The following is a 23080-nucleotide window of genomic DNA, read 5'->3' on the forward strand; positions in this document are numbered from 1 at the left end:
CTGGGGCGGTGTGGTGTCGGTGCGGGTACGGCCGGTGGCGGGCAGTCGCGCCTCCGTCAACTCCCAGCCCGTACCGCCCCGTTGCAGGAACGCTTCGTAGGTGTCCGGTGCCGGTTCGCCCAGACCGATCGCCTCGCTGCGCCCCAGGCTCCCGGCGACGAAGGCGTACCGCTCGCCGAGCAGTGCGCCGACGATGCGGCCCGCACTGTTCCAGCCACAGTCCAGCTCCCCCAGCGCCCAGGCGCTCGGGTTCCGCTGCAGGTGCTGGTTGTGCGAGAACACCAGGGTCGGCCCACGCTGCGCCTCCAACTCGCGGATGTCGAGGAGGTTCTGCGCCATGAGCGCGTCCCGCACGCGGATCAGGCCGCTCAACCGGTCGCTCGGGGTGAGGCCCCGGACCGCCGACTGCGCGTGGTAGCGCAGGAGGCCGATGCCCGCGGTCAGCTGCATCCTGGCCCGGAACCACGCGGCCCGGGAGGTCGCCGCGATCAACTCGGGTGCCCGCGCGTGGAGTCGGAGGAGCAGGTCGTCGGCGAGGCAGCGCAGCCTCCCGGCCTCGGCGGTGGCGCCGGGCGACTGCGCCGGGTCGAGCACCGCCTCGGCCCGGCTCCAGCGCTCGTCCTCGCCGGCCGGTCCGGCGATGTCGAGGTCGTGGCCGCGGCCGGCGCCGTGGTCGTGGTCCAGGTCGCGGGCGTGGTCCAGATCGCGGGCGTGGTCCAGGTCGCGTCCGAGCAGGTAGTCGCGGGCGTGCTCAAGGTAGCTGCGCGGGCTGGGGGCGCTGTAGGTCTCGGTCGGGGCGTCGAAGCCGTGGAAGGCCAGCCGCTCCCCCTGCGGTCGGCTACGGTTGAACTCGTGCATCCAGGCGACGAGTTCGCGGTTGGCGCGGAGCTCGCCGAAGCCGTGCGAGAAGCCCTCGGCCATCGCCGTGTCCAGGGTGCCCGCACCCTCCCGGACGTAGTCGTCCACGGCGAGGGCAGCCACGCGGTCGGTTTCGAGGGCGATCGACCGGAAGCCCCGGTCGACCAGCCGGGCGAACAGTTCGTTGCGGACCCATCCGAAGGCCGGCTCCTGGTGCGTCGGCTCGCCGAGCCCCAGCAGCTCGCACGACGGGGTGACGAAGTCGTGAATGTCCTGACTCATGGACCTCAAGCGTATCCTTGAAAGATCGGTTGAGACTTTGCCCGAGCCAGCCCGCCGACTGCCACGAGATCTGCCGCAGGAAGTCTCAAACGGGCCCGAACGGAAGACGACCATGCGCCCCTCCGATCTCGCGCGCGAGCACGGCATCTCGACCCAGGCGGTCCGCAACTACGAGCGCGACGGCTGCCTCCCGCCCGCCGCCCGCACCCCCACCGGCTACCGGATCTACACCGAGCTGCACGCGGCCGCCCTGCGCGCGTTCCTCGCCCTCGTCGCCGCGTACGGGCACCCGCTCGCCGGCCCGGTCATGACCGCCGTGCACGCCGACCGCCTCGACGAGGCCCTGACCACCCTCGACCGCGGCCACGCCCGCATGCTGCGCGACCGGGAGACACTGGTCGCCGTCCGGGACGCCGTCGGCCACCTCACCTCCGCGGCTGCCGCACCCGCCGCACCCTCGACCGCCGCCGACCGTCCGGCCCCGCCCGGCCCGCTCACCATCGGCGACGTCGCACACCGGCTCGGCGTCACCCCCGCGACCCTGCGCACCTGGGAGGTCTCCGGGATCCTCACCCCGGCCCGCGACCGCGCCACCGGCCACCGTGTCTACGGCCCGGCCGACGTCCGCGACGCCCAACTCGCCCACCTGCTGCGGCGGGGCGGCTACCCGCTGGACCGCATCGCCGCCGTGGTCCGGCAGATCCGCTCGGCGGGCGGCACCGACGAACTGGCCGCCGCCCTCGACGGCTGGCAGAAACGCCTCACCGACCGAGGCCTCGCCATGCTCACCGCCGCCGCCCGCCTCGGCGACTACCTGAGCCTCCGCGCCGTGCCGGCAACCGGCTTGACCTCAAGCTGACTTGAGGTACGAGAATGATCCGCATGACCACCGAAGCCACCGGCACCCCGGTTACCGACACCCGCACCGCCGACGTCGACGCGATCGAGCGGATCGTCGCCACCGTCGAACGCACCCAGCGCGCCAAGGACCCCGAGGGCTTCCTCGCGCTGTTCCACCCCGACGCCCTCTGGACGACCGCCCACGGCAAGGTCCTCCTCGGCCTCGACGCGATCGCCGAGTTCACCCGTGCCGTCCTGCCCGCCGCGACCTGGGACGGCGAGGTCACCTACGAGGTGGCACACATCCGCTTCCTGCGCCCCGACGTGGCGGCCGTCAAGGTGCGCCAGGTCTACCACTCCGCGGCGGGCGACTCCGAAGGCACCCCGCTCTACGTCATGACCAGGCACGACGACGGACGATGGCTCCTGCACGCCGGCCAGAACACCGAGGTGAGGCCCGCCTGAGACGCGGCTCTCCGTCCGGGCCGTCCGGAGCAGCCCGGACGGATCGGCTCGGACGGATCGGCTCGGACGGATCCGTCCGGCCGGGTCAGCCGACGCGGCTGAGCCGGGCGGGGCGTGCGGCCACCCCGTCGGCGAGCACGGCCGGCTCGTCCTGGTCGGCCCGCTCGGGACCGGCGAGCAGGATGGAGCGCTGGAGGCGGCGCAGGGCGGCGGACGGTTCCATGCCCAACTCCCGTACCAGCGTGTTCCGCAGACGCTGGTAGGCCTCCAGGGCCTCGCCGCGCCGTCCGGAGCGGTGCAGGGCGATCATGTACTGGCCGTGCAGGCTCTCGTGGGTGCGGTAGCGGTCGACCAGGACGGTGAGTTCGGCGAGCAGCACGCGGTGCCGCCCGAGCCGCAGGTCCGCCTCGATCCGCTGGTCCAGCGCGCAGAGCCGGGTCTCCTCCAACCGCTTGGCCTCGACGGCGAGTTGGCCGCCGACCGGGATGTCCGCGAAGGCCGGTCCGCGCCACAGTGCGAGGGCCTCGCCCAACTGGCGGGCGGCGAGCGGGTAGTCGCCGGCGTCCATGGCGCGGTAGCCGTGCCCGGCGAGGCGGTCGAACTCCTGGAGGTCGACGAGCCCGCCGCCGCTGTTCAGCATGTAGCCGCCGACCGAGGTGACCAGGACGTCCTTCGCGCAGGAAGCTCCCGGGCCGCCGTCCCCCTGGGCGAGCGCCCGGTCGATGAGGTCACGCAGTTGGAGGACGTACGTCTGCACGGTGGTGCGCGCACTGCGCGGCGGGCGGCCGCACCACAGCTCCTCGGCGAGGACACCGGCGGGCACGACCTGGTCGGCCCGTAACGCCAGCAGGGCGAGCACCTGCCGCGGCTTCGGGGCGGTCGGCACCACCGACACCCCGGACAGTTGGACCCCCAAGGCCCCCAGCACCCGGATTTCCACGACGACCACCCCAAATCCAGACGGATCGGCGACCCCGACGGCCACCGGCCGGGCGGGTGCTCCGCTGCTCGATCACGGCCCCGCGATGCTGCGCGGAGGGATCGGTTGAGCACCCGACGCCTATCCAAAAACAGGACGGACGGTTTGTCAATACAAAACCGAACGCGCTGTTTGTTTTTGCGCGGAGGAGTCGCCCCTGGACCGGGCCGACGGGCCGGCGCGGGTAGACCGACAGACCGGCCGAGGCGCGATCGAGCCACGTAACCGGGGGATCGGAGCCGGCGGAACGGAACCGGCGGAACGGAACCGAGGAACGGAACCCGGGGCGGTCAGCGCGAGGCGACCCCGCCGACGCCCGCCCCGGCGGCCGCCCCCCGGCCGGCGTCACCCCCGCCGGGCTCCACCGGCTCCGCCGTCCGGGCCGCCTCCAGCTCGGCCACCACCCGGCCGCCCCGGTCCACGCCCAGGTCGAGGGTGGCGAGCACGCCGGGCACGGTGATGCTCGGCATCAGGTGCTGGTACAGCACCGCGACCCGGCGTTCCAGGTCGGCCCGGCCGGACATCTTCTGGGACTGGATCTGCACGCCCGTCCAGGCCCCGGTCACCAGCCACGCCGTCTCGGCCGGCACCACCTGCGGCAGCAGTTCGCCTCGCTCGCGGGCCGCCGTCAGCACGCTCTCGGCCCGCTCGATCCACCCGGGCGCGGCACCGCCGCTGAAGTCGCCGAACACGTCCTGGCCGAGGGAGAGCCGCGCGCCCGCGCTCAACAGCGGGTCACGCGGCATGAGATGGGCGACCACCATCCCGAGGTCCACGAACTCCTGCAGCTTGCAGTGCCGTTCGGGGATCTCGTCGCGGCCGAACTGCTCCTCCACGACCCCCTGCGCGAGCTCCCGCTTCGACGCGAAGTGGAAGTACACCGCACCGCGGGTCACGCCGGCCCGGGCGACGACCTCGCCGATCGTCGCCCCCTCGTACCCGTACTCGTCGAAGACCGACGCCGCCGCCTCCAGGATCAGCCGACGCGTCCGGACCGCCCGTTCCTGCCGCACCATCGCTACCACCCCACCCGAAACGCTCGGCAAACAAAACCAAACACCCCGTATCTTACCCGCCCGACCCCGAGGCGATCCCTGCGTGCCAGGTCACATAGGGCGGTCTTTGAGCGATGAAAAACCGCGTGGACGGTATGGGTCGGCCAGGTGGCCAGGACCCCCACTGAAGGGCTTCCAACCGGAACAGCAGCTCTTACTTGCAGCCGCCGTACCCACGGGGAGGCACCTCATGATAATGAACCCGTCAAGTCTGAGCCGCGAAATCACCGCAGGTCAACGGACATTCACCAACCCCACACAGCCCGCGGAACGGTTCAGACCTCTGCCGGGGGTATCCGAACGACCCCGCTCGGCCGCCGACGAACCTTTGTTCTGTTGCCTTGAAAAGCAAACCGGTAGGTACGTATCTTACGAGCCCTGAGCAGCCCACCCCGCCCGTTACGGCCCTTCGGAGCGCTCCCCATGACTCTGCTTGCCTTCCGCACGCCTGCCGCCGGCCTCACCTCGGCCGAGGCCCCCGGGGCCGTCCCCGGCCAGGACCTGGACGCCGGCCCGGCACCCCGTCTGACCAGCACCGTCGCCAAGGAGTACGTCCACCGGGCCTGCCATGCCGAGGTCTTCCTCACCGGCAGCGAGCAGCTGAACGAGACCACCTTCGCGGTCTCCGCGCAATGGCCCCGGGCGCACACGTTCTTCAGCACCCCCGACGGTACCCGGCACGACCCGATCCAGGCTGCTGAAACGATCCGCCAGGCCGGGCTCTACCTCGCCCACACCCGGTTCGGCGTTCCGCTCGACCACAAGTTCATGATGTGGAACCTCGACTACACCACCCGCCCGCGCCAGCTGCTGATCGGTGCGAAGCCCACCGACCTCACCATCGAGGCGAAGCTCGTCGCCGAACCGCGCCGCACCCGCAACACCGTCGACTTCACCTTCAGCGCGGTCGTCCGGCGCGGACCGCAGCTGGCCGCCACCGGCTACGCCCGCTTCACCACCGTCCCGGGCTCGACCTACGAGCGGCTCCGCCGGGGTCGCGTCGACGTCGACGCGCTGCCGGTACCCGGTACCACCGCCGAGCCGCTGCCGCCGGCCCGGGTCGGACGGCTCCGCCCCTGCGACGTCGTCCTCACCCCGGCCGGTGCGCCCGGTACCTGGCACCTCACCCCCGACTTCTGGCACCCGATCCTCTTCGACCACGCCAACGACCACATTCCCGGCATGGTCCTGCTGGAAGCGGCCCGCCAGGCGACCAACGCGCTGGCCAGCCCGGTCACCGTCACGCCGACCGCCGCGGCCACCACCTTCCACCGGTACGCCGAGCACGACGCGCCCACCCTCATCACCGCCCGGCACACCCCCGGCGAGGACCCGGACGCGCTCACCACGACCGTGACCGGCCACCAGCACGGCGAGCCGATCTTCACCACCGTCCTCACCGGACACCCGGACCACCGCTGAGTCGACGCCCACCGCCCACCGCCGCACCGAAGCGGGCAGCCGGTGCGGCGAGGGCAGCCGGTGCGGCCCCCACCGCCTGAACGCTCCCTCCCCGCGAACGTCCCGCACCGCCGCGACGGCCCGCCCGACCTCCCCGGTCCGGCGGGCCGACCCGCTCGGGGCAGCGCGCGTCGGCAGGGCCCGATCCCGGACGCGACGGAGGCTCGCGCGGACGGCCCCGGCCGGGCCGCAGGCCGACGGGGACGGGCCTCGGCGGGGACGGAGGCCGGCCGGCGAGCTGCGGCAGGGAACCCCGACCGGAACGCACCACCCCCGGGCTGGCACCGGAGCGAACACCTGCGCGAGGATGTCAGCCCTTGGATCCACTGCCACCGGGGAGCACGCAGTGAGTGAAGCCGCTTCGCACCAGCACGAGTTGATCAAACTGACGGACCGTCCGGACGACGCCGACGCCCGCGGCTGCGACGGGCGGACCGGCGGCCGCGACGTCCGGGTCCGGGTGCTCGGGCGGCACGCGCCGGGCTCCCTGCGCGGGCACGACTGGCTGGACTGCGAGATCACCGTCACGGCCGACACCGTGCGCGGACGCTTCACCACCGTGGTGACCGATCGCCACCTTCGGTGCTGGGAAACGGCGCTGGACCGGCTCCGCCAGGGGTTCGCGGTCCGCTGGCTGAACGAGGAGCACGGTCCGGAACTGCGGATCGAACCCGGGCGGCCGGGCGGGCTGTGGGTGACCGTCTCGGACACCGAGGACTCCGGCGTCACGCTCCGGGTCGCCCTCTCCCCCGCCCCCGGCTGGCTGGACGAGCAGCACGCCCTGCTCGAACTCGTCCGGAACGCCTATCCGACCGAGGTGATCGAGGCCGCTCCCGGCGTCCACGCGGAGTGGCGCGGGACGCCGGCCGTCGAGAGCTGAGTGGCCGTCAACCCGCGTTCCCGACGCTCTTCCCGGCTGTGGTCGCGGCGGGCTTGTCGGTTGTGGTCCCGGCGGGCTTGTCGGCGGGCTTCGCGAGGCGGCCGAGGGAGCGGTCGGGCAGGGTGAGGAGGAACAGCAGGGCCGCGGCACCGAGCATGAACAGCGCGAGGCCGTGCAGGCCTTCCGTGGTGGCACCGTGCGGGAAGACGGCGGCGTTCGCCGCGGAGGCGGCCATCGCACCGAGGTACATGAAGGTGCGCAGCAGCCCGGCCGCGGAGCCGATGGCGGCCGGGTCGGCCTGGTGGTACAGCGCGGTCTGGGTACCGAGCCCGATCAGCCCCTGCGGGATGCCCGCCAGCACGCCGATCGCGATCAGCAGCCCGGCCGGGCTGTCCGCGTGCACCGACGACAGGGCGGCACAGGCGGCGATCTGGCACGCCGCGCCGACCAGGAGCTTGCCACGGACAGCCGGGCTGCGGCCGGTGAGGCCGGACACGGCGAGGGCCGTGAGCGAGAGCGGCAGCAGGACCAGTCCGGTGCCGGTGGCGGACAGGCCGCGACCCTCCTCCAGCCACTGGGTGTATCCGTAGAGGAAGGCGTAGCCGGCGGTGTAGCCGAGGAGTTGGCGCAGATAGGTGGCGATCAGCGGCCGGTTGCCGACGAGCGCCCGCAGGTCGATGAAGGGGGTGCGGGCCCGCGTCTCGCGGACGGCGAAGCCGGCGCCGGCGAGGAGGGCCAGCACGGGCAGGTACCAGAGCGCCGGGCTCGGCCTCATCAGGAACAGCATCAACGAGACCAGCAGGACGGCGAACAGCGCGATCCCGCTACGGTCGAGGCGGTCAGGCTGACCGGTGCGGTCGGGCTGGTTCTGGGGGCCGCGGTGTGCGGCGGCTACGGGCAGCCGGGCCGCGCCGAGCACCAGACAGGCGAGCGAGAGCGGCACGTTGACGAGGAAGACCGTCCGCCAGCCTCCGACGCCGATCAGCAGGCCGCCGAGGGTCGGACCGATCACGGCGACGGTCTGGTTGGCGACGGCGAGCGCGGTCAGCACCCCGGTGGGGCCGGACCTCCCGGACCTCCCGGTCCGCTCGGCCTCGCTGCGGGTGAGGTGCATCGCGGCGGGGTAGGCCGCCGAGGTGCCCAGGCCGAGCAGTACCCGGGCGGCGATCAGCAGACCGAGGGACGGGGCGAGCGCGCCGAGCAGTCCGGCCGCGCCGACCAGCGCGGTCCCGGCGAGGTAGAGGCGGCGCGGGCCGTGGGTGTCCACCAGCCGCCCGATCACCGGCTGACCGACGGCCGTGGCGAGGTAGAGACCGGTGACCAGCCAGGCGGTCTCGGCGGGCGGGGCCCCGAAGGCTGCGCCGACCGGCACCAGCGCGACCGCGATCATCGAGGAGTTGATCGGGTTGAGCACCGAGCCGAGCACCATCGGCGCGATCAGCCGTCGGTCGAACGCGCCGTTCGGAGCGGGCGCCCGGCGACGGCCCACCCGAAGGCGGTCGGCCCGAAGGCGGTCGGACCGAAGACGGCCGGCCCAGCCGCCGGCCTCGCGACGGACCCCGCGACGAATCCCGGGGCGGGCCGCGCGGGTGGCCGGGCCGGTCATCGCCGGTTCAGCCGGTCGATCAGGGCCAGCGCGGCCAGGACGGTGGCGCGTTCGGCCTCGTCGTACTGCTCCTCCAGCGCCCGGGCCAGCCACTCCTCGCGCGCCTGTCGACTGTCCGCGATCCGGGCCAGACCGGCCTCGGTGAGGCTGACCAGCAGGCGCCGCCCGTCCTCGGGATCGGGCCGTCGCCCGATCAGGCCGTGCTGTTCGAGCACGGCGAGGCTTGCGGCCATGGACTGCGGCCGGACCCGCTCGGCGGCGGCCAGCGCACTGGCGGAGGCCGGGCCGTCGTTGATCAGCCGGCTCAGCACGGCGGTCTGGGAGGGGGTGAGGTCGCCGGTTCCGTCGGCCTCCCGGAGGGTGCGGCGCAGTCGGCTGAACACGGCGCGCAGCTCCCGGGCAGCCAGGGCCGCGGAGTCGCCGGGGACGGCGGAGTCTTCGGGGACGGCGGAGTCTTCGGGGTCGGCGGAGTCACCGGCGGCCACGGCGGCCACGGGGGCCGCGGGAACAGGGCGGGTCTCTCGCTTCTCGGTCATGCTTCAACGGTAATTTCATCAGTCTGGACTGTCCAGTCTGGACTGACGGTTTTCCTCTTGTCCGGCTACGGGGACGGCTCCGTCCGGCGGCCCGGAATAATGGCGGAATGACCGATGAACAGCTCCGCGTCGTCCTCGCCGAGGACTCGGTGATCCTCCGGGACGGGATGGTCGAACTGCTCACCGCGCGCGGCTGCGCGGTGGTCGCCACCGCCGGTACGGCGCCCGAGCTGGTCGCCGCCGTGACCGAGCACCGGCCCGACGTGGCCGTGGTGGACATCCGGATGCCGCCGACCCACACCGACGAAGGGATCCGGGCGGCCGTCGAGATCCGCGCCACCACGCCCGAGGTCGGGATCCTGGTCTTCAGCCAGCACGTCGAGACCGTCTGGGCGGCCCGGTTGCTGGCCGACGGCGCCGCCGGCATCGGCTACCTGCTCAAGGAACGGGTGGCCCGCACCTCCCAGTTCGTGGACGCGCTGCACCGGGTCGCCGCGGGCGGCACCGCGCTCGACCCGGAGATCGTCAACGGGCTGATCGGCGGCCGGCGGCGCAGCCCGGTGGACGCGCTCACCCCGCGCGAGCGGGAGGTACTGGAGCTGATGGCGCAGGGCCACTCCAACCGCTCGATCGCCGCGCAGCTCGTGGTGTCGGAGCGGGCGGTGGAGAAGCACGTGGCCGCCGTGTTCACCAAGTTCGACCTGCCGGCGACCGACACCGACAACCGACGGGTCAAGGCCGTACTCGCCTACCTCGCGGAGAGCGGCGCCTCGTGAAACCGGGCATGCGGGCTGCTCATGAGCTCGCCTCATGAGCCTGCCTCATGAGGCGCGCTCATGAGCCTGCCGCATGAGCCTGCCCCATGAGCAACACTCATGGGCGCTCATCATGAAGTCCTCTCATGTCGAGGGCCCATGAAGTCCTCTCATGGGAACGTCGGCCCATGTACGCAGCTCATGGCCGACCCCATGAGAGGAGCTCATGGCCGACCCCATGAGCTCCTCTCATGCCCCCGCTCCCACCCCCGATGGCTCCATCCGCTCCGACGGCCCATGAGAGTCCGTCACAGCCTGTCGGGCAACTCGGCGCTGACCACGGTCGGCCCGCCCGGTGGGCTGTCCACCCGCAGCACGCCGTCCACCGCGGCGAGCCGTTCGGCCAGGCCCGCGAGTCCGCTGCCCGTGCCGATCGCGGCGCCGCCGCGGCCGTCGTCGCGCACGGTCAGTCGGACCCTCCCGTCGGCGGCGCTCGCGGTCAGGTCCGCCGATCGCGCGCCACTGTGCTTGGCCACGTTGGTCAGCAGTTCGGCCGCGCAGAAGTAGACGGCCCGTTCGATCACCTCGACCGGCCGTTCCCGCAGGTCCAGCCGGACCGTGACGGGCACCGGCGAGGTCGCGGTGAGTCCGGGCAGTGCCTCGGCCAGCCCGCCGTCCAGTGCCACGGGGTGGATGCCCCGGGTCAGTCGGCGCAGGCCCGTGATGGTGTCGTCGGTCTGCCCGCGGGCCCGGTCGACCAGGGTGCGCAGCCGTCCGAGGTCGGGCTCGGCCGGGTCGGCGAGGGCGTCGTCGGCCAGCGAGAGGGTGATGGCGAGCGCGACCAACTGCGCCTGGGTGCCGTCGTGCAGGTCGCGTTCCAGGCGCCGCAGCCGGTCGCTGTTCTCGGTCAGCAGGGTGGCCCGCGCGCTCTCCAGTTCGCGTACCCGCTGCTGCGAGCGCACCGGGCCGAGCAGCGTCCGGGCGAGCGCCCGGTTGGCCCGGCTCAGGGCCCGCAGCACGGCGGGTACGGCGGCCAGCAGTGCGAGGCCGACCGGGATCGCCAGCACGTCCGACCAGCCGACCGGTCTCGGACCGGGCTCCGCCAGCCGTACCCAGAGGGGGAAGCCGACCAGCCAGACGCCGCCGAGCGGCAGCCCGACCGCGGCCAGGAAGCCGAGCACTCCCACCGGCAGCCGCAGGAAGAGGTAGAGCAGCACCCGCCAGGCCACCGGGTCGGTCAGCACGATCCGGCCGCGGGCGATCAGCCCGGACGGGCGCGGCAGCGGCGGCGGGCCGGGCACCGTCTCGTCGAGCAGCCACTCGACCAGCCACCGGTGCATCCGGCCGATCCGTCGGGCCCCGAGCAGCGCGGCCGCCAGGAACGGCAGGCCCAGCACGGTGAGCGAGAGCAGCACCCCCGCGTAGAGGACGGCGACCGCGTAGACGCCGCCGAGCACCCCGAGCGGCAGCCCGAGGACGGCGAAGGCCATCTCGTCACCGCGCACCGCCAGGAACCGCCGCCGCTCCGCCACCGTCCGCGTCACCGCCGCCCACCGGGCTGCCGCCCACCGCGCCACCGCACCGCCACCCACCGCACCGCCGTTCACCGCGCCACCGCCCACCTCACTGCCGTCCACCTCACTGCCGTCCGCCTCACCGCTCACCCGCCAACCGAGGCAAGCATCCACCAGGCCCCGCCGCCCCGCCGCAACTACCGCATCCAGCGGCCTGCACCGGTCTCCTCAGGCCCCGCCGCCCCGCCCGCGCGCCCCCGCCCGCGCCCCCGCGCCCGTCACCTCACCCCCGCTCCCCGCCCGCCGACTCCACCGCCGATCCGCCGCTCGCCCACAGCCCCGTCCCCACGATCCCCGGCACCGTCAGGACCGCCGCGCCCAGCACCACCCAGGCGCACCCCGCGCCCGGCACCACCGGCACCACCGTTCCCCGGACCGCCCGGCTGAACGCCCCGGTGGCCGCGGCGGCCACCGCCGCGCCCAGCAGCACACCGACCGCCGTGGTCAGCAGTGCCTCCGCCGTGAGCATCCGCAGCAGTTGCCGCCGCGTCGCGCCCACCAGGCGCAGCAGGGCGAACTCCCGGCGCCGGTCGGCGGTCAGCGCGACCAGGGTGTTGACCGTGGAGACCGCCGCGAAGCAGACCAGCAGGCCGAGTTCGGCCTGGCGCAGCCAGATGTCACTGGCCTTGGTGACGCTGGTCGCGGCGCCGGTCGCCCGGGCGACCCGCTCGGCGGTGCTGGTCATGATCAGCATCGTGCCGGAGAGCCCGACCAGCAGCGCGACCGGGACCACCGCCGTGGAGAGCCGGGCGGCGTAGCCGCGCAGGTTGGCGTCGGCGAGCCAGCCGGCCCGCGGGACGAGTGCCCGGACCGGGGCGCCGAGCACCGCGGCCGTCGCCCACGCCGCCGACGGACCCAGCAGGGCGACGGCGACCAGGAGCACCAGCGAACCGAGCAGCGAGGCCTGTCCCGCCTTGTCCAGCTCCCCGGCGGGCCTGGTCGCGGCCAGTCGCAGCAGCAGCACACCGCCCGCCAGCACGGCCGCCCCGGCGATCAGCCGCGGCACGCCGGTCCGCCGCGGCCCGCCCGTCTCCCCGGTCAGGGCGACGGCCGGTGCGGGCCGGGTGATCCGCCGGGCCGCGACGGCGGTGGCCGCCAGGCCGACCAGCAGCGCCACGACGAGCGCGACCAGCACGGGCACCGGCGACCCGGGTACGTGCAGACCGGGAGCGGCCATCCCGCGCCGCTGCAGGGCGGAGAGGAAGAACCGGGCGGCGAGGAGGCCCGCCGCGCAGCCGGGGGCGGCGGTCAGCAGGACGGTCGCCAGGACCTGGGCGCGGACCACCCGCCGCACCTGCCGGGGCGTCGCGGCGACGGTGCGCAGCAGGGCGAGGTCGCGGTGCTGCTGACGGACGGTGAAGCCCAGCGCGTTGACCACGACGAACAGCGCGACCAGGACGGCGATCTCACCGAAGGCCGCGGCGATCACCATCACGCCCGGCCCACTCACCGGTGTCCGAGCCACCGCCTCGGGAGCCGCCGCCTGCGCGGCGACCAGCGAGCCGAAGAGCGTCACCGTCGCCATCGCGAGGAACAGCGCCGCCCCCAGGCCGGCGAAGGCCGCGGGCCTCCGCCGGATCTGCCCGACGGACAGCGCCAACACGGGGCTGCTCGTCCATGCCGTGCTCATCGGGCCCATCGTGCTCATCGTGCTCACCCGCCCAACCGGCTGAGCCGCTCGCCGACCTGCGCGGCGGTCGGCCGGAGCAGCTCGTCCACCAACAGCCCGTCCGCGAGCAGCAGCACCCGGTCCGCGTAACCCGCGGCCACCGGGTCGTGGGTGACCATCACACAGGTCTGCCCGTCCACGTCGACGCCCGCGCGCAGCAGGTCGAGGATGTCGTGCCCGGTCGCCCGGTCGAGCGCGCCCGTCGGCTCGTCGGCGAAGAGCACCTGCGGCCGGGCGACCAGCGCCCGGGCGATCGCCACCCGCTGCTGCTGGCCACCCGACAGCTGTCCGGGCCGGTGCCGCTCGCGTCCGGCCAGTCCGACCCGGGCCAGTGCCTCCCGCACCCGGTCCCGCTCCGGCGGCCGACCGGCCAGCCGCCCGGGCAGTTCGACGTTCTGGGCGACGGTCATCGCGGGCATCAGGTTGAAGGCCTGGAAGACGAAGGCCATCCGGGTGCGGCGCAGTTCCGCCAGCCGTCGCTCGGGCAGCCCAGACACCTCGGTGTCGCCCCACCGGACGGTGCCCCGGGTCGGCCGGTCCATCCCGGCCAGGCAGTGCAGCAGGGTCGTCTTGCCCGAGCCCGAGGGCCCCATCACCGCGGTGAACGTCCCCGGCTCGAAGGCCACGGACACCCCGCCCAGTGCCCGTACCGCCGCCGTGCCGCGCCCGTACTCGCGGTACAGGCCGTCCCCGCTCAGTGCTGTGCCCGTCGTCCTGCCGTGCGCCGCCTGGGCGGCGGCTGTCGTCATCCCGTTCATGCCCTCCATCCTGGGCACCGGGGGCCGGGTGATCGATCGAGCTGGCCCCCGAATCCGGGGTTCGGATAACCGAACCCCGCAGGCAGGGGGTAGAGGACGGGCGCTACGTGCTGACGGGCCGGTTCCGGCACTGCCAGGCCCAGAGGGCGGCGGCCCGGTGGGCGGGCCGGTACACCGCCGGGGCACTGCCGCGCACCCGGCGCACCCTGACCCGGCCGGAGCGGAACGGACTCGCCGATTTCCGCCCCGCGCTCCCCGCCGCGCGCCCCACGAGGAATCATGAGCGGGTGACCATCGACCTGCTGCCCGGCCACGGCGTCCGATTGCCGGAGCCGCTGCCCGAGTTGCCCTTCGGCCTGACCGAGACGGCGGTGCGGGCGCTGCTGGCCCCGCACGACGGGCTGCTGCCCGACGGTGTGCGGAACACCTTCGTCTGCGGCACCCGTTGGGCGCTGGCCTTCCAACTGCCCGGGGTGAGCGTCACCCTCTGTTCGGACGACGACAACCGGCTCCGCAGTGTCACGCTCAACCGGAACCCGGGCGACGACCGGCCCGCCTGCCCGGTCGGCTACCTCGGGATCGACCTCCTCGGCTGGCCGGCGCACGAGCTGGTCGAGGCGCTGCGCGCCGAGGGCCTGCCGGTGCCCGATCCGACCCGCGGCACCCTCCGCCACGGGCCGCTCCACCTGTGCCGTCACCCCGCCCCGCGCCGGCCGTCCACCCCGGGCCGCAAGCCGCGCCACGAGGAGCCGTTCGCCTTCGACTGCGTCTCCTTCCACGTCGACACATGGACCACGCGAACCGAAGCCGCCGAGACCGCTGCACCCGCTGAACCCGCCGAGAACACCGGATGACGCCCCTGACGACCCCGCCCCCGACCCTGCCACAGCCGACCGGCACGGCCACCGGTCCGCACGACGCCGCCTTCCTCCCCCGTCTGCAGTTCGCCCTGCGGAGGTCCGAGCGGCCGATCACCGCTCCCGTCCCCAAGCTCGGCGGCGACCCCTGCTGGCCGGCCGAGCCCGCCTGGCCGCTCTCCCCCCGCACCGGTGAACCGCTGGTGTTCGTCGGCCAGTTCGCCGTCCCCGGCGAGGACCGCCGGCTCGCCCTCCTCTTCCTCGCGGCGGACGGTGGCCTGGACGGCCCCATGGGCGGGATCGACCCGGAGTCGGGCGACGCCGTGCTGCTCGTCCAGCCGGGCGGCCGGATCCCGCCCTTCGCCGTCATCGGCCCACCCGGCACCCGCGGCCGTACGCTGTGGCGCCTCGACCCCGACGGGGACGGGGGCGGAGACGGGGACGGGGACGGCAACAGGACCCCGGTCGAGTTCCACCTCGACCTGGTGCCGCTGCCGGGCGACCTCGACCGGTCGATGGACGAACGGGCTGCCTTCCAACGGCACTTGCGCGGCGAGGGCCCCGAGGTCCGCTTCCCGGACGGCGGCCACGTGCACGACCACGTCGGCGGCCTCCCGTCCTTCCCGAGCGGCCGGGCCGGGGTCCCCGCGCCGTGGCGGTACTTCTTCGCCCTCTCGGACGCCCCGTACCCGGACGATCCCTACTTCCTCGACTTCGGCCACGGCGACGGCTTCGGCTTCCTCAGTCCGGACGGCCTGGAGGGCCGCTTCCACTGGGACATCCCGTGACCGCCCCCCGACCCTCCTCTCAGCCCCGGGAGTCAGCATGACCACCACCCCCCTGACCGTCGCGGTCCTCGGACCGGGCGGCGTCGGCGGACTGATCGGCGGACTGCTCGCCCGCGACGGGCACCGCGTCGTCTGCCTGGCGGGCGAGCGGACCGCCGCCGTCCTCGCCCGGGACGGACTGCACGTCCGCAGCGGGCAGTTCGGCACGTTCACCGCCGAGGTGGAGGCCGTCACCGAGCTGTCCGAGCCGGTCGACGCCGTCCTCGTGACCGTCAAGGAGACGGCCCTGGCGGCTTCGCTCGACCGGCTGCCGGCGCACGTGCTCGGCGCCGCGCTCGTGGTGCCGCTGCTCAACGGCCTGGACCACATGGCGGTGCTGCGCGAACGTTACCCGGCCGCCCGGGTCGTGGCGGGCACGATCCGGGTCGAGACCACCCGCACCGCGCCCGGGCGGATCGAGCACACCAGCCCGTTCGCCGCGATCGAACTCGCCGCACCCTCCGGACCCACCGAACCCGCGACGTCCACCGCCCCCGCGACGTCCACCGCCCCCGCGACGTCCGACGAACTCCGCCGACCCGTCGAGGAGTTCGCCGGACAGCTCCGGCACTCCGGCCTGACCGTGACGCTGCGCGAGGACGAGACGGCGATGCTGTGGAGCAAACTCTCCTTCCTCGCCCCGCTGGCGCTGCTCACCACCCGCCACACGAGTGACGTCGGCACCGTGCGCACCAAGCACCGGCCCGAACTCCTCGCCGCGCTGGACGAGATCACCGCCGTCGCCCGGGCGGTCGGCGCCCCGGCCGACGCGCAGGCCCTGCTCGCGGTGATCGACCGCGCCCCCGGGGCGATGAGGTCCTCGATGCAGCGGGACGCGGAGGCCGGCCGCCCGACCGAGCTCGACGCGACCGGCGGCGCCGTCCTGCGGGCCGCCGCCGCCCACGGGATCGCCGTCCCGACGCTCGCCCGCCTGGTCGCCGAGCTGTCGGAGCCCGCCGAACGGTGACGGGCTCCGCGCCGGGCGTCTCCTGCGGCAGCAGCGGGCGCAACGGGCGGGAGCGGGTAGGAGTCGCGGCATGACTCCTTCCGAGCCCAGCAGCGCTCCCGCGTGGGACCGCATCGAAGCCTTCCTCCTCGCCCACGACGCCGACCGGATCCCCCACCCCGGCGGCACACTGCTGGCGCATCTCCACCGCGTGGCCGACCTGTTGGCGGACTGGGGCTGCGACCCGGCCGTCCGGGCCGCCGGCCTCTGCCACGCCGCGTACGGGACCGACGGGTTCGACCACGCCCTGCTGGGGCTCGACCGGCGCGGCGCCCTGGCCGACCTCGTCGGCCCCCGCGCCGAGGCGCTCGTCCACCTCTACGCGAGCTGCGACCGGGCGGTGGTCTACCCGCGGCTGGGCGTCGACGAACCGGTGGTGTTCCGCGACCGGTTCACCGGGGCCGACCACACGCCGCCGGAAGCGGACCTACGTGCCTTCCTCGCCCTCACCGTCGCCAATGAACTCGACGTCCTCGCGCACAACGCGGACCTGGCCGCCCGTTACGGACCGGGCCTGTACGAACTCTTTGCCCGCGCCCGCGCCCTGCTGCCGCCCGCCGCCCGGCGGGCCTGCGGCGATCTCCTCGGACGGCACACCACCGCTCCTGAGGACCGGAATTGACGCTTCGTCATGACAGGTTCTCAGGCCCGAGGTTTTGCCAACCGTTCATCCGTTCCGCCGGAACCACCGTACGGCACAACGGCGTTGTCCATGCCGGGAGGGATAGTGACATGACAAGGAAGCCGTACCGTCCGGCCGCCGCCGCTCTCGCGGTGCTCATCGCGGCCCCGTTGTTCACCGCGTGCAACAGCGCCGACCAGGCCATCGACTGCGGGAAGCGCGCGGTCAGCCTCGCCGGCGACGTCCAGGACTTCACGGACGCGGCGTCCAACGTCGGCCAGATCGCCGACGACGAGCGCCGCCGGCACACCGTCGACGCACTGAAGAAGATCGTCGACGATGCCAAGAAGATCCGCCACGACGGCGGGGACAAGCTCGATGCCGCCGCCGACAAGCTCTCCAAGGCCGTCTCCGATGCCATCGACAAGGTCAACGACAACAAGCAGCCCGACTTCGGCGCGATCACCAGCGCCGCCGCCGACGTGACCAAGGCCTGCGCCGGGGCCTGACCACCCCGACCGTCCTGACCGTCCTGACCGTCCGAGTGCACCGCGCGCCCCACCGGTACGATCCACCGCTCCCGGCCCGGCCCGCTCCGGGCCGGGAGCACCCGGCGCCCCCGCCCGCCCCGCGCGACCCCACCCGCCCCGCGCGACCCCGGTCCGGCCGCGCCCGGCCTGTCGCCGCCCTCCGGACACCGCCAGGCGGTAGGAATGGCACCGGACCGAACCGCACCCCGGAGGCACCGGTGAACCACCCGATCCTCGACCGGATCCAGGACCTGCGCGCCGAGTTGGCACCCGGCGACGCCGCCCCCGCGCTGGTCACGGCGCTGGCCGCCGGCACCGCCACCCGCTCGGCACTCGCCGAACTCGCCGCCCAGCAGCACCGGATCATCCGCTCCGACCGCCGCAGCCTGCTCATGCTCGCCACCCGCTGCGCGGACCGCCCGCTCGGCGCCTGGTTCGCCACCCTGGCCGAGGGCGAGAGCGCCGCCCTGCGCACGCTGCCCGCACTCGCCGCCGCCAGCGGCCTCGACCTCGCCGCACCGGAGGCCCGAGCACCGCTGCCCGGCTGCCAGGCCTACCCCGCCTACCTGGCCTGGCTCGCCCTGAACGGTCGGCCCGAGGCCGCGGCCGCCGCCCTGGTCGCCAACTTCGCGGCCTGGGCCGGCTACTGCGCCACCATCGGGAAGGCGCTGCGTAACCACTACGGCTTCGACGACGAGGCCTGCGCCTTCTTCGACTTCTTCGCGCGGCCCGCCACCGAACTGGAGCAGCAGGCCGCCGACGCGCTCGGCGCGAACGGGCTCGACGCACCGGCCCTGGCCGACGCGCGCGAGTACGGGCTGCTGCTCCAGTCCTACGAGCACCTGTTCTGGGACACCCTGGGCGTGCTCGACCTCTGACCGCCGGACGCCGGAACCCGCACGACCCGGACCGACGCACGACCCGGACCGGACGTACCACCAGGACCGGGTCGTACCACCCGGACCGGCCGCAGGGGGCCCGCACGCCTCGGGCGGCCCGTCCGCGTCAGGCCTGCCAGTGCGGCTTGCCGCTGACCATCCGGCAGTAGATCTCCCGGCCGCTCGCGTCGTGGGTGCTCTTCCCCAGGTCGGCGTTGCGGCAGAACTGCCCGGCCTCGTAGCAGTTGCCGGCGGCTGAGCGGATCTCGCACCCGCCGCCGGCGGCCGCCGCGGTGTGCTCCGGCTGCGGGTCGGCCGGCGGCTGAGCGGTGGTCACCTTCGGTTGCGGAGCCTTGGGCGCCGCGGGCTGCGAGGCGGCCACGGGCGGCGCCGGGGGCGTGGCGGCCGGCGCGGCGGGCTGCTCCGACGGCGTGGTGGCCGGGGCCGGGGCCGGCGCCGCGGGGGTCGTCGGCGGCGCGACCGGCGCGGGAGAGGTCGGGGCGGCGGCGACGCTCGGCGTGGCGGAGGCCGTCGACGTGGCGTCGGCCGCCGACGGGTCGCAACCGGTCAGCGCCAGGCCGACGGTGAGGACGAGTCCGGCGAATCCGGCCAGACCGGCCCGGCGGCGCCCGGGTATGCGTGAAGGCATGGGAGGAGAACGCTCCGTTCCGTTTGGATGAGTCGTGCGATTCAAGCAGGGCTCCCACACGCCCCGCGCACCGTTTCCCCACTCGTTTGCAGATCGAGATCTGGCGACCACCGAGCGTGTCCGCGCTCCCGGTCGCCGTCACGCTGCGCGTCCCGGCCCCCGCGCCCTCCGCGGCCACCCTGACCCCGCACCCTCCGCGGCCACCCCGACCCGCCCGACGGTCAGCGCAACCCCGCCGTCCGACGGTCAGCGCAGCCCCGCCGTCCGACGCTCGAACACCTCCGGGCGGGCGGACTCCAGCGCCGTGGAGACCGCACCGAGGAGCACCGCCTCCTCCCCCAACAGGCTCGGCGCGAGCGTCGGACGCATCGGCGCGAGCCGGTGCAGGGCCCGCTCCAGCGGCTCCAGCAGCAGGTCCGCGCTGCTGCCGATCCCGCCCCCGAGCACCACCAGGTCCGGATCCAGGACGGCCGACAGCACGGCCACCGCGTAGGCGAGTTGCTCCGCCTGCCGCTCCACCGCCCGCAGCGCCGGGGCCTCCCCGGCCCGGGCCCGCTCGAACACCTGCTTCGCCGTCAACTGCCCGGCGGCGCCCGCCCCGGACAGCCCGAACTCCCGGGCACTGCGCACCACCGCGTCCGCGGCGGCCTCCTCCTCGATGGTCCCGGTCGGCTCGCCGCCACGGGCGGGCAGCGGCACCAGGCCGATCTCGCCCAGCCCGCCGTGCGCGCCGACCAGCAGCTCGCCGTCCTTCACCACGCCCAGGCCGAGCCCGGTGCCGACCAGCAGGTAGGCGAACATCCGGCTGCCCCGGCCGGCCCCCAGCGTGTACTCGCCGAGCGCGGCCAGGTTGGCGTCGTTGGCCACCGAGACGGCCGTGCCCAGCCCCTCCGCGATCCGGTCGAACAACCCCGGTCGGCCCCAGCCGGGCAGGTGGGAGGCGTAACGCACCCCGCGCCGCCCCTCGTCCCAGACGCCCGGGGTACCGATCACCGCGTGCACGATGTCGTCGGTCGCCAGGCCCGCGTCGGTGATCGCCCCGTGCGCGGCGGCCACCACGGCGTCCGCGACGGCGTCCGCCGAGCTGCCCTCGTTGGCCACGTCCCGGCGGGCGACGACCGACCCGGCGAGGTCGGCGACCGCCACCCGCAGCCGGGCCCGGCCGATGTCCACGCCGAGCACGTGCCCGGCCGTCGGGTCGACCTCGTACAGCACGGCGGTGCGGCCCCGCTCGGGGGCCAGCCGACCGGCCTCGCGGACCAGCCCGGCCTGTTCGAGGGCGGCCAGTGCGGCGGAGACGGTCGGCTTGGACAGGCCGGTGTCCCGGGCCAGCTGGGCGCGCGAGGAGCCGCCGCCGGTGCGCAGCAGCTCCAGCAGCAGCCACTCGTTGTTGCTGCGCAGCCGCTGCCGGTTCCAGGGCACCGCGGGAGCCCCTGCCGCCGGGCGACTGGTCGGCTGGTGGGGGCTCATCGTTCTTCCTCCGGTCTGGTGCTCACGGACGTCTCCGCACGGGTCTCGCGCGGGGTCCGGCGCTGGTCTGCGGGTGTCCGGCCGGGCCTGCGGGGGTCCGGCCCGCCCGCGGACGCACAGCCGGCCCGAGGGTGTTCCGGCCCCGCCCGTCGGTGTTCCGGCCCGGCCCGCGGCGCCCGGGTCGGGCCCCGCCGCCCAAGTATGACCGGTGATCATCCGGCGTTCGCCCGCCCGACCCTGGCCGGTCCGCGGCAGGTCCCGCGCGCGGCCGCCCACCGCCTCCCGGGGCCCGCTCCGCACGCACGGCACCGCTCCGCACCGCGCTGCACCGGGCCCGGTACAACAGCGTCTCCGCCCGGTCAAGGTTTCCTCCAGTTGTGGGCGTGCCGCGCCCCGGCGCGTGATCATGGGCGTATGCACTTCCGGCACGGAAACCGAGCAGAGGGTTCCCCGTCCGCGACACCGGGGCCCCGGTCCCTGGCGGCGACGGCGGCGGCCCTCGCGGCGAGGCTCGGCGCGATCACCGGCAGTGACCACGGAGGTGACGACCCCGACCTGCTCCGGGCGGTCCTCGGCGCCGCCCCGGTCGGCGTCGCCGTGCTCGACGAGCGGTTGCGCTGGGTGTACCTCAACCCCGCCTTCACCACCGCCACCGGCCTGCGCCGCGCCGATCTGCTCGGCCGCACCGCCGAGGCCACCGCCTTCGCCCCGGCCACCACCACCCTGCGCCGCGTCCTCGACGACGGGCTCGACCGCGAACACGGCACCGGCGGCCCGGACGGCGTGGGCCACCCCGTCCCGCCCGGCCTCCGGGTGCGCTACCGGCCGCTGCGCCACGCCGGACGGACCACCGGTGTGATCGTCGTCGTCCTGGACGACCCCGACCCGGCCCGCGAACGGCTCCGCGAGCTCGAACAGGCCCGCGCCCGCCTCGCGCTCCTCGACGACGCCGCCGAGCGGATCGGCACCACCCTCGACGTCGGGACGACCTGCGCCGAACTCGCCGCCTTCGCCGTGCCCGGCCTCGCCGACCTCGCCGTCGTCGACGTCCTGCCGCCCGAGGCCGAGCCCTTCCGGGCCGGCCACGGCACGCCCCAGCGGCTGCACCGCGCCGCCGTACGGTCCGTACCGGCCCTCACCGACGCGCTCGCCGACCTGGCCCGTCCCGGCGAATCGATCCGCCACCGGGAGGGCTCGGCCGCCGCCCGCAGCCTCGGCGGCGGCATCGCCGTACTCACCGAGCCCGGCCCCGAGGACGCCTGCCCCGCCGGGACGGCCTCGCTGCTGGTCCTGCCGCTGGCCGCCCGTGGCGGCCAGGTCGGGCTGCTCACCCTCGGGCGCACCGCCGCCACGCCGCCCTTCACCTCCGACGAGGCCGCGCTGCTCGGCGACCTCGCCGCGCGGGCCGCCACCGGCATCGACAACGCCCGCCGCTACACCCGTTCCCAGGGCATCGCCCTCGAACTGCAGCGGGCCCTGCTCAGCGAACCCGGCAACCCGCACCAGAACCTCGCCCTCGCCTCCCGCTACCTGCCCTCCGGCACCACCTCGGTGGTCGGCGGCGACTGGTACGAGACGGTCCGGCTGCCGTTCGGCCGCACCCTGCTCGCGATGGGCGACGTCATGGGGCACGGCGTCGAGGCCGCCGTCGACATGAGCCACTACCGCTCCGCCCTGCGGGACATCGCCGGGATGGACCTCCCCCCGCACCGGATCCTGCGCCAGCTCGACACCGTCATCTCCGCCGACGGCTCCGCCCGCCCCGCGACCTGCCTGCTCGCCCTCGCCGACCCGGGCCGCGGCCGCTGGACCCTCTCCAGCGCGGGCCACCTGCCGCCCGCCCTGATCTCCCCGGGCCAGCCCACCGAACTGCTGCACCTGCCCAGCGGCCCGCCGCTGGGCACCGGCCTCGGCGGCTACGAGCAGACCACCCACCCGCTCACCCCGGGCGAGACGCTGCTGCTCTACACCGACGGCCTGGTCGAACGGCGCGGCGAGGACATCGACGTCTCACTGGACCGCCTCGCCGCCCTGCGCCTGCCCGCCACCGGCGACCTCGACGACCTCCTCGACGCCGTCCTGCACGCCCTCGTCCCGCCGCCGACCCCCGCCGCCGAGGACGACATCGCCATCCTGGCCGCCCGGGCCAAGCCGCGCTGACCGGGCCGCACCGGCGCCCCCGCCGCCCCAGGCCCGGACCACGGTCCCGGTGACTCCGTCGGGCGGGGTGAAGGAGTACGTGCCGGGCACGTCGGCACCGGCGCGAGGCAGCTCCGGCGCGAACCGGCGACCCGGGAACACTGCGTTCGGAGAGTGGCCATGGCGCGACGTTCCAATGCGGTGCGCACACGTGCAATCCGGGGCTCTCCGCCCGAACCGGCGCTGGTGCCGGGCCCGTCACCACCGCCCGCCGGCCGCCGGGCGCCTCCCGGACCCGGCGGCGACCGATGCCGCCGGTCCCGTGCACCGCGACTTTCGGTTATCAGGCCGTACGCCGGCGGTCTCCAGTAACAGCGGAGCCGA

The 23080-nt window shown here is 74.8% G+C and carries 21 protein-coding genes and 1 pseudogene; 12 read left to right on the top strand and 10 right to left on the bottom strand.

Going from position 1 to position 23080, the window contains the following annotated elements; all coding sequences use genetic code 11:
• A pseudogene (locus ACIRST_RS16875) lies at positions 1 to 1287 on the bottom strand (erythromycin esterase family protein); the annotation flags it as partial.
• On the opposite strand from ACIRST_RS16875, the gene ACIRST_RS16880 reads away from it, so the two are divergent.
• Both ACIRST_RS16880 and ACIRST_RS16885 read left to right on the top strand, forming a co-directional pair.
• Entirely contained in the window at positions 1253 to 1999 is a 747-nt protein-coding gene (locus tag ACIRST_RS16880) for a TioE family transcriptional regulator (RefSeq protein WP_402802917.1), read from the top strand. The pseudogene ACIRST_RS16875 and the gene ACIRST_RS16880 overlap by 35 nt on opposite strands.
• Before the next feature lie 14 nt (positions 2000 to 2013).
• Positions 2014 to 2445: an SgcJ/EcaC family oxidoreductase gene (locus ACIRST_RS16885; protein ID WP_402802918.1), complete on the top strand. Its 432-nt coding sequence runs from the start codon at positions 2014 to 2016 to the stop codon at positions 2443 to 2445.
• 85 nt (positions 2446 to 2530) lie between these two features.
• Here ACIRST_RS16885 and ACIRST_RS16890 read toward each other — a convergent pair whose 3' ends face one another.
• Complete coding sequence (locus ACIRST_RS16890) at positions 2531 to 3385, bottom strand: AfsR/SARP family transcriptional regulator (RefSeq protein ID WP_350522738.1); 855 nt, start codon at positions 3383 to 3385, stop codon at positions 2531 to 2533.
• 329 nt (positions 3386 to 3714) lie between these two features.
• Entirely contained in the window at positions 3715 to 4440 is a 726-nt protein-coding gene (locus ACIRST_RS16895; RefSeq protein ID WP_350522626.1) for a ScbR family autoregulator-binding transcription factor, read from the bottom strand.
• A 462-nt stretch (positions 4441 to 4902) separates the two neighbouring features.
• Between ACIRST_RS16895 and ACIRST_RS16900 the strand changes: the two genes are divergently transcribed.
• Both ACIRST_RS16900 and ACIRST_RS16905 read left to right on the top strand, forming a co-directional pair.
• Positions 4903 to 5901, top strand: coding sequence for a ScbA/BarX family gamma-butyrolactone biosynthesis protein (locus ACIRST_RS16900; protein ID WP_402802919.1), 999 nt, complete (start codon positions 4903 to 4905; stop codon positions 5899 to 5901).
• A gap of 385 nt (positions 5902 to 6286) precedes the next feature.
• Complete coding sequence (locus ACIRST_RS16905) at positions 6287 to 6820, top strand: DUF5959 family protein (protein WP_402802920.1); 534 nt, start codon at positions 6287 to 6289, stop codon at positions 6818 to 6820.
• A gap of 7 nt (positions 6821 to 6827) precedes the next feature.
• Here ACIRST_RS16905 and ACIRST_RS16910 read toward each other — a convergent pair whose 3' ends face one another.
• A complete protein-coding gene (locus ACIRST_RS16910) occupies positions 6828 to 8249 on the bottom strand; it encodes an MFS transporter (protein WP_402803017.1) in 1422 nt (473 codons plus the stop codon).
• A 173-nt stretch (positions 8250 to 8422) separates the two neighbouring features.
• Positions 8423 to 8962, bottom strand: a complete 540-nt coding sequence (locus tag ACIRST_RS16915) for a MarR family winged helix-turn-helix transcriptional regulator (RefSeq protein WP_402802921.1) — start codon at positions 8960 to 8962, stop codon at positions 8423 to 8425.
• Between the two features lie 107 nt (positions 8963 to 9069).
• Here ACIRST_RS16915 and ACIRST_RS16920 point away from each other — a divergent pair, with 107 nt between their 5' ends.
• Positions 9070 to 9738 (top strand): response regulator transcription factor, encoded by a 669-nt coding sequence (locus ACIRST_RS16920; protein WP_350522631.1) that lies wholly within the window; start codon positions 9070 to 9072, stop codon positions 9736 to 9738.
• A gap of 287 nt (positions 9739 to 10025) precedes the next feature.
• Here ACIRST_RS16920 and ACIRST_RS16925 read toward each other — a convergent pair whose 3' ends face one another.
• The 3 genes from ACIRST_RS16925 to ACIRST_RS16935 all read right to left on the bottom strand — a co-directional run bounded on the left by ACIRST_RS16925 (position 10026) and on the right by ACIRST_RS16935 (position 13709).
• Entirely contained in the window at positions 10026 to 11381 is a 1356-nt protein-coding gene (locus tag ACIRST_RS16925) for a sensor histidine kinase (RefSeq protein WP_402802922.1), read from the bottom strand.
• A gap of 133 nt (positions 11382 to 11514) precedes the next feature.
• Positions 11515 to 12921, bottom strand: a complete 1407-nt coding sequence (locus ACIRST_RS16930) for an FtsX-like permease family protein (protein WP_402802923.1) — start codon at positions 12919 to 12921, stop codon at positions 11515 to 11517.
• A gap of 23 nt (positions 12922 to 12944) precedes the next feature.
• Positions 12945 to 13709, bottom strand: coding sequence for an ABC transporter ATP-binding protein (locus ACIRST_RS16935; protein ID WP_402803018.1), 765 nt, complete (start codon positions 13707 to 13709; stop codon positions 12945 to 12947).
• A gap of 296 nt (positions 13710 to 14005) precedes the next feature.
• On the opposite strand from ACIRST_RS16935, the gene ACIRST_RS16940 reads away from it, so the two are divergent.
• The 6 genes from ACIRST_RS16940 to ACIRST_RS16965 all read left to right on the top strand — a co-directional run bounded on the left by ACIRST_RS16940 (position 14006) and on the right by ACIRST_RS16965 (position 18438).
• Entirely contained in the window at positions 14006 to 14572 is a 567-nt protein-coding gene (locus ACIRST_RS16940; RefSeq protein WP_402802924.1) for a hypothetical protein, read from the top strand.
• Positions 14569 to 15363 (top strand): hypothetical protein, encoded by a 795-nt coding sequence (locus ACIRST_RS16945; RefSeq protein ID WP_402802925.1) that lies wholly within the window; start codon positions 14569 to 14571, stop codon positions 15361 to 15363. The genes ACIRST_RS16940 and ACIRST_RS16945 overlap by 4 nt, the downstream gene beginning before the upstream one ends.
• Positions 15364 to 15400: 37 nt before the next feature.
• The gene (locus ACIRST_RS16950; RefSeq protein ID WP_402802926.1) at positions 15401 to 16369 is read left to right on the top strand and encodes a ketopantoate reductase family protein; all 969 of its coding nucleotides are present in this window, start codon (positions 15401 to 15403) and stop codon (positions 16367 to 16369) included.
• Between the two features lie 70 nt (positions 16370 to 16439).
• Complete coding sequence (locus ACIRST_RS16955) at positions 16440 to 17030, top strand: DUF6817 domain-containing protein (RefSeq protein WP_402802927.1); 591 nt, start codon at positions 16440 to 16442, stop codon at positions 17028 to 17030.
• 110 nt (positions 17031 to 17140) lie between these two features.
• Positions 17141 to 17539, top strand: a complete 399-nt coding sequence (locus ACIRST_RS16960; RefSeq protein ID WP_402802928.1) for a hypothetical protein — start codon at positions 17141 to 17143, stop codon at positions 17537 to 17539.
• Positions 17540 to 17778: 239 nt separating this feature from the next.
• Positions 17779 to 18438: a transcriptional regulator gene (locus ACIRST_RS16965; protein WP_402802929.1), complete on the top strand. Its 660-nt coding sequence runs from the start codon at positions 17779 to 17781 to the stop codon at positions 18436 to 18438.
• A 127-nt stretch (positions 18439 to 18565) separates the two neighbouring features.
• On the opposite strand, the gene ACIRST_RS16970 is transcribed toward ACIRST_RS16965, so the two are convergent.
• Both ACIRST_RS16970 and ACIRST_RS16975 read right to left on the bottom strand, forming a co-directional pair.
• Positions 18566 to 19087, bottom strand: a complete 522-nt coding sequence (locus tag ACIRST_RS16970; RefSeq protein ID WP_402802930.1) for a hypothetical protein — start codon at positions 19085 to 19087, stop codon at positions 18566 to 18568.
• 246 nt (positions 19088 to 19333) lie between these two features.
• A complete protein-coding gene (locus ACIRST_RS16975) occupies positions 19334 to 20557 on the bottom strand; it encodes an ROK family protein (RefSeq protein WP_402802931.1) in 1224 nt (407 codons plus the stop codon).
• 414 nt (positions 20558 to 20971) lie between these two features.
• Here ACIRST_RS16975 and ACIRST_RS16980 point away from each other — a divergent pair, with 414 nt between their 5' ends.
• Positions 20972 to 22717, top strand: a complete 1746-nt coding sequence (locus tag ACIRST_RS16980) for a SpoIIE family protein phosphatase (RefSeq protein ID WP_402802932.1) — start codon at positions 20972 to 20974, stop codon at positions 22715 to 22717.
• The last annotated feature ends 363 nt before the right edge of the window (positions 22718 to 23080 follow it).

This window comes from Kitasatospora sp. NPDC101447 (assembly GCF_044767225.1).
In the GTDB taxonomy this organism is placed as follows: Bacteria; Actinomycetota; Actinomycetes; order Streptomycetales; family Streptomycetaceae; genus Kitasatospora.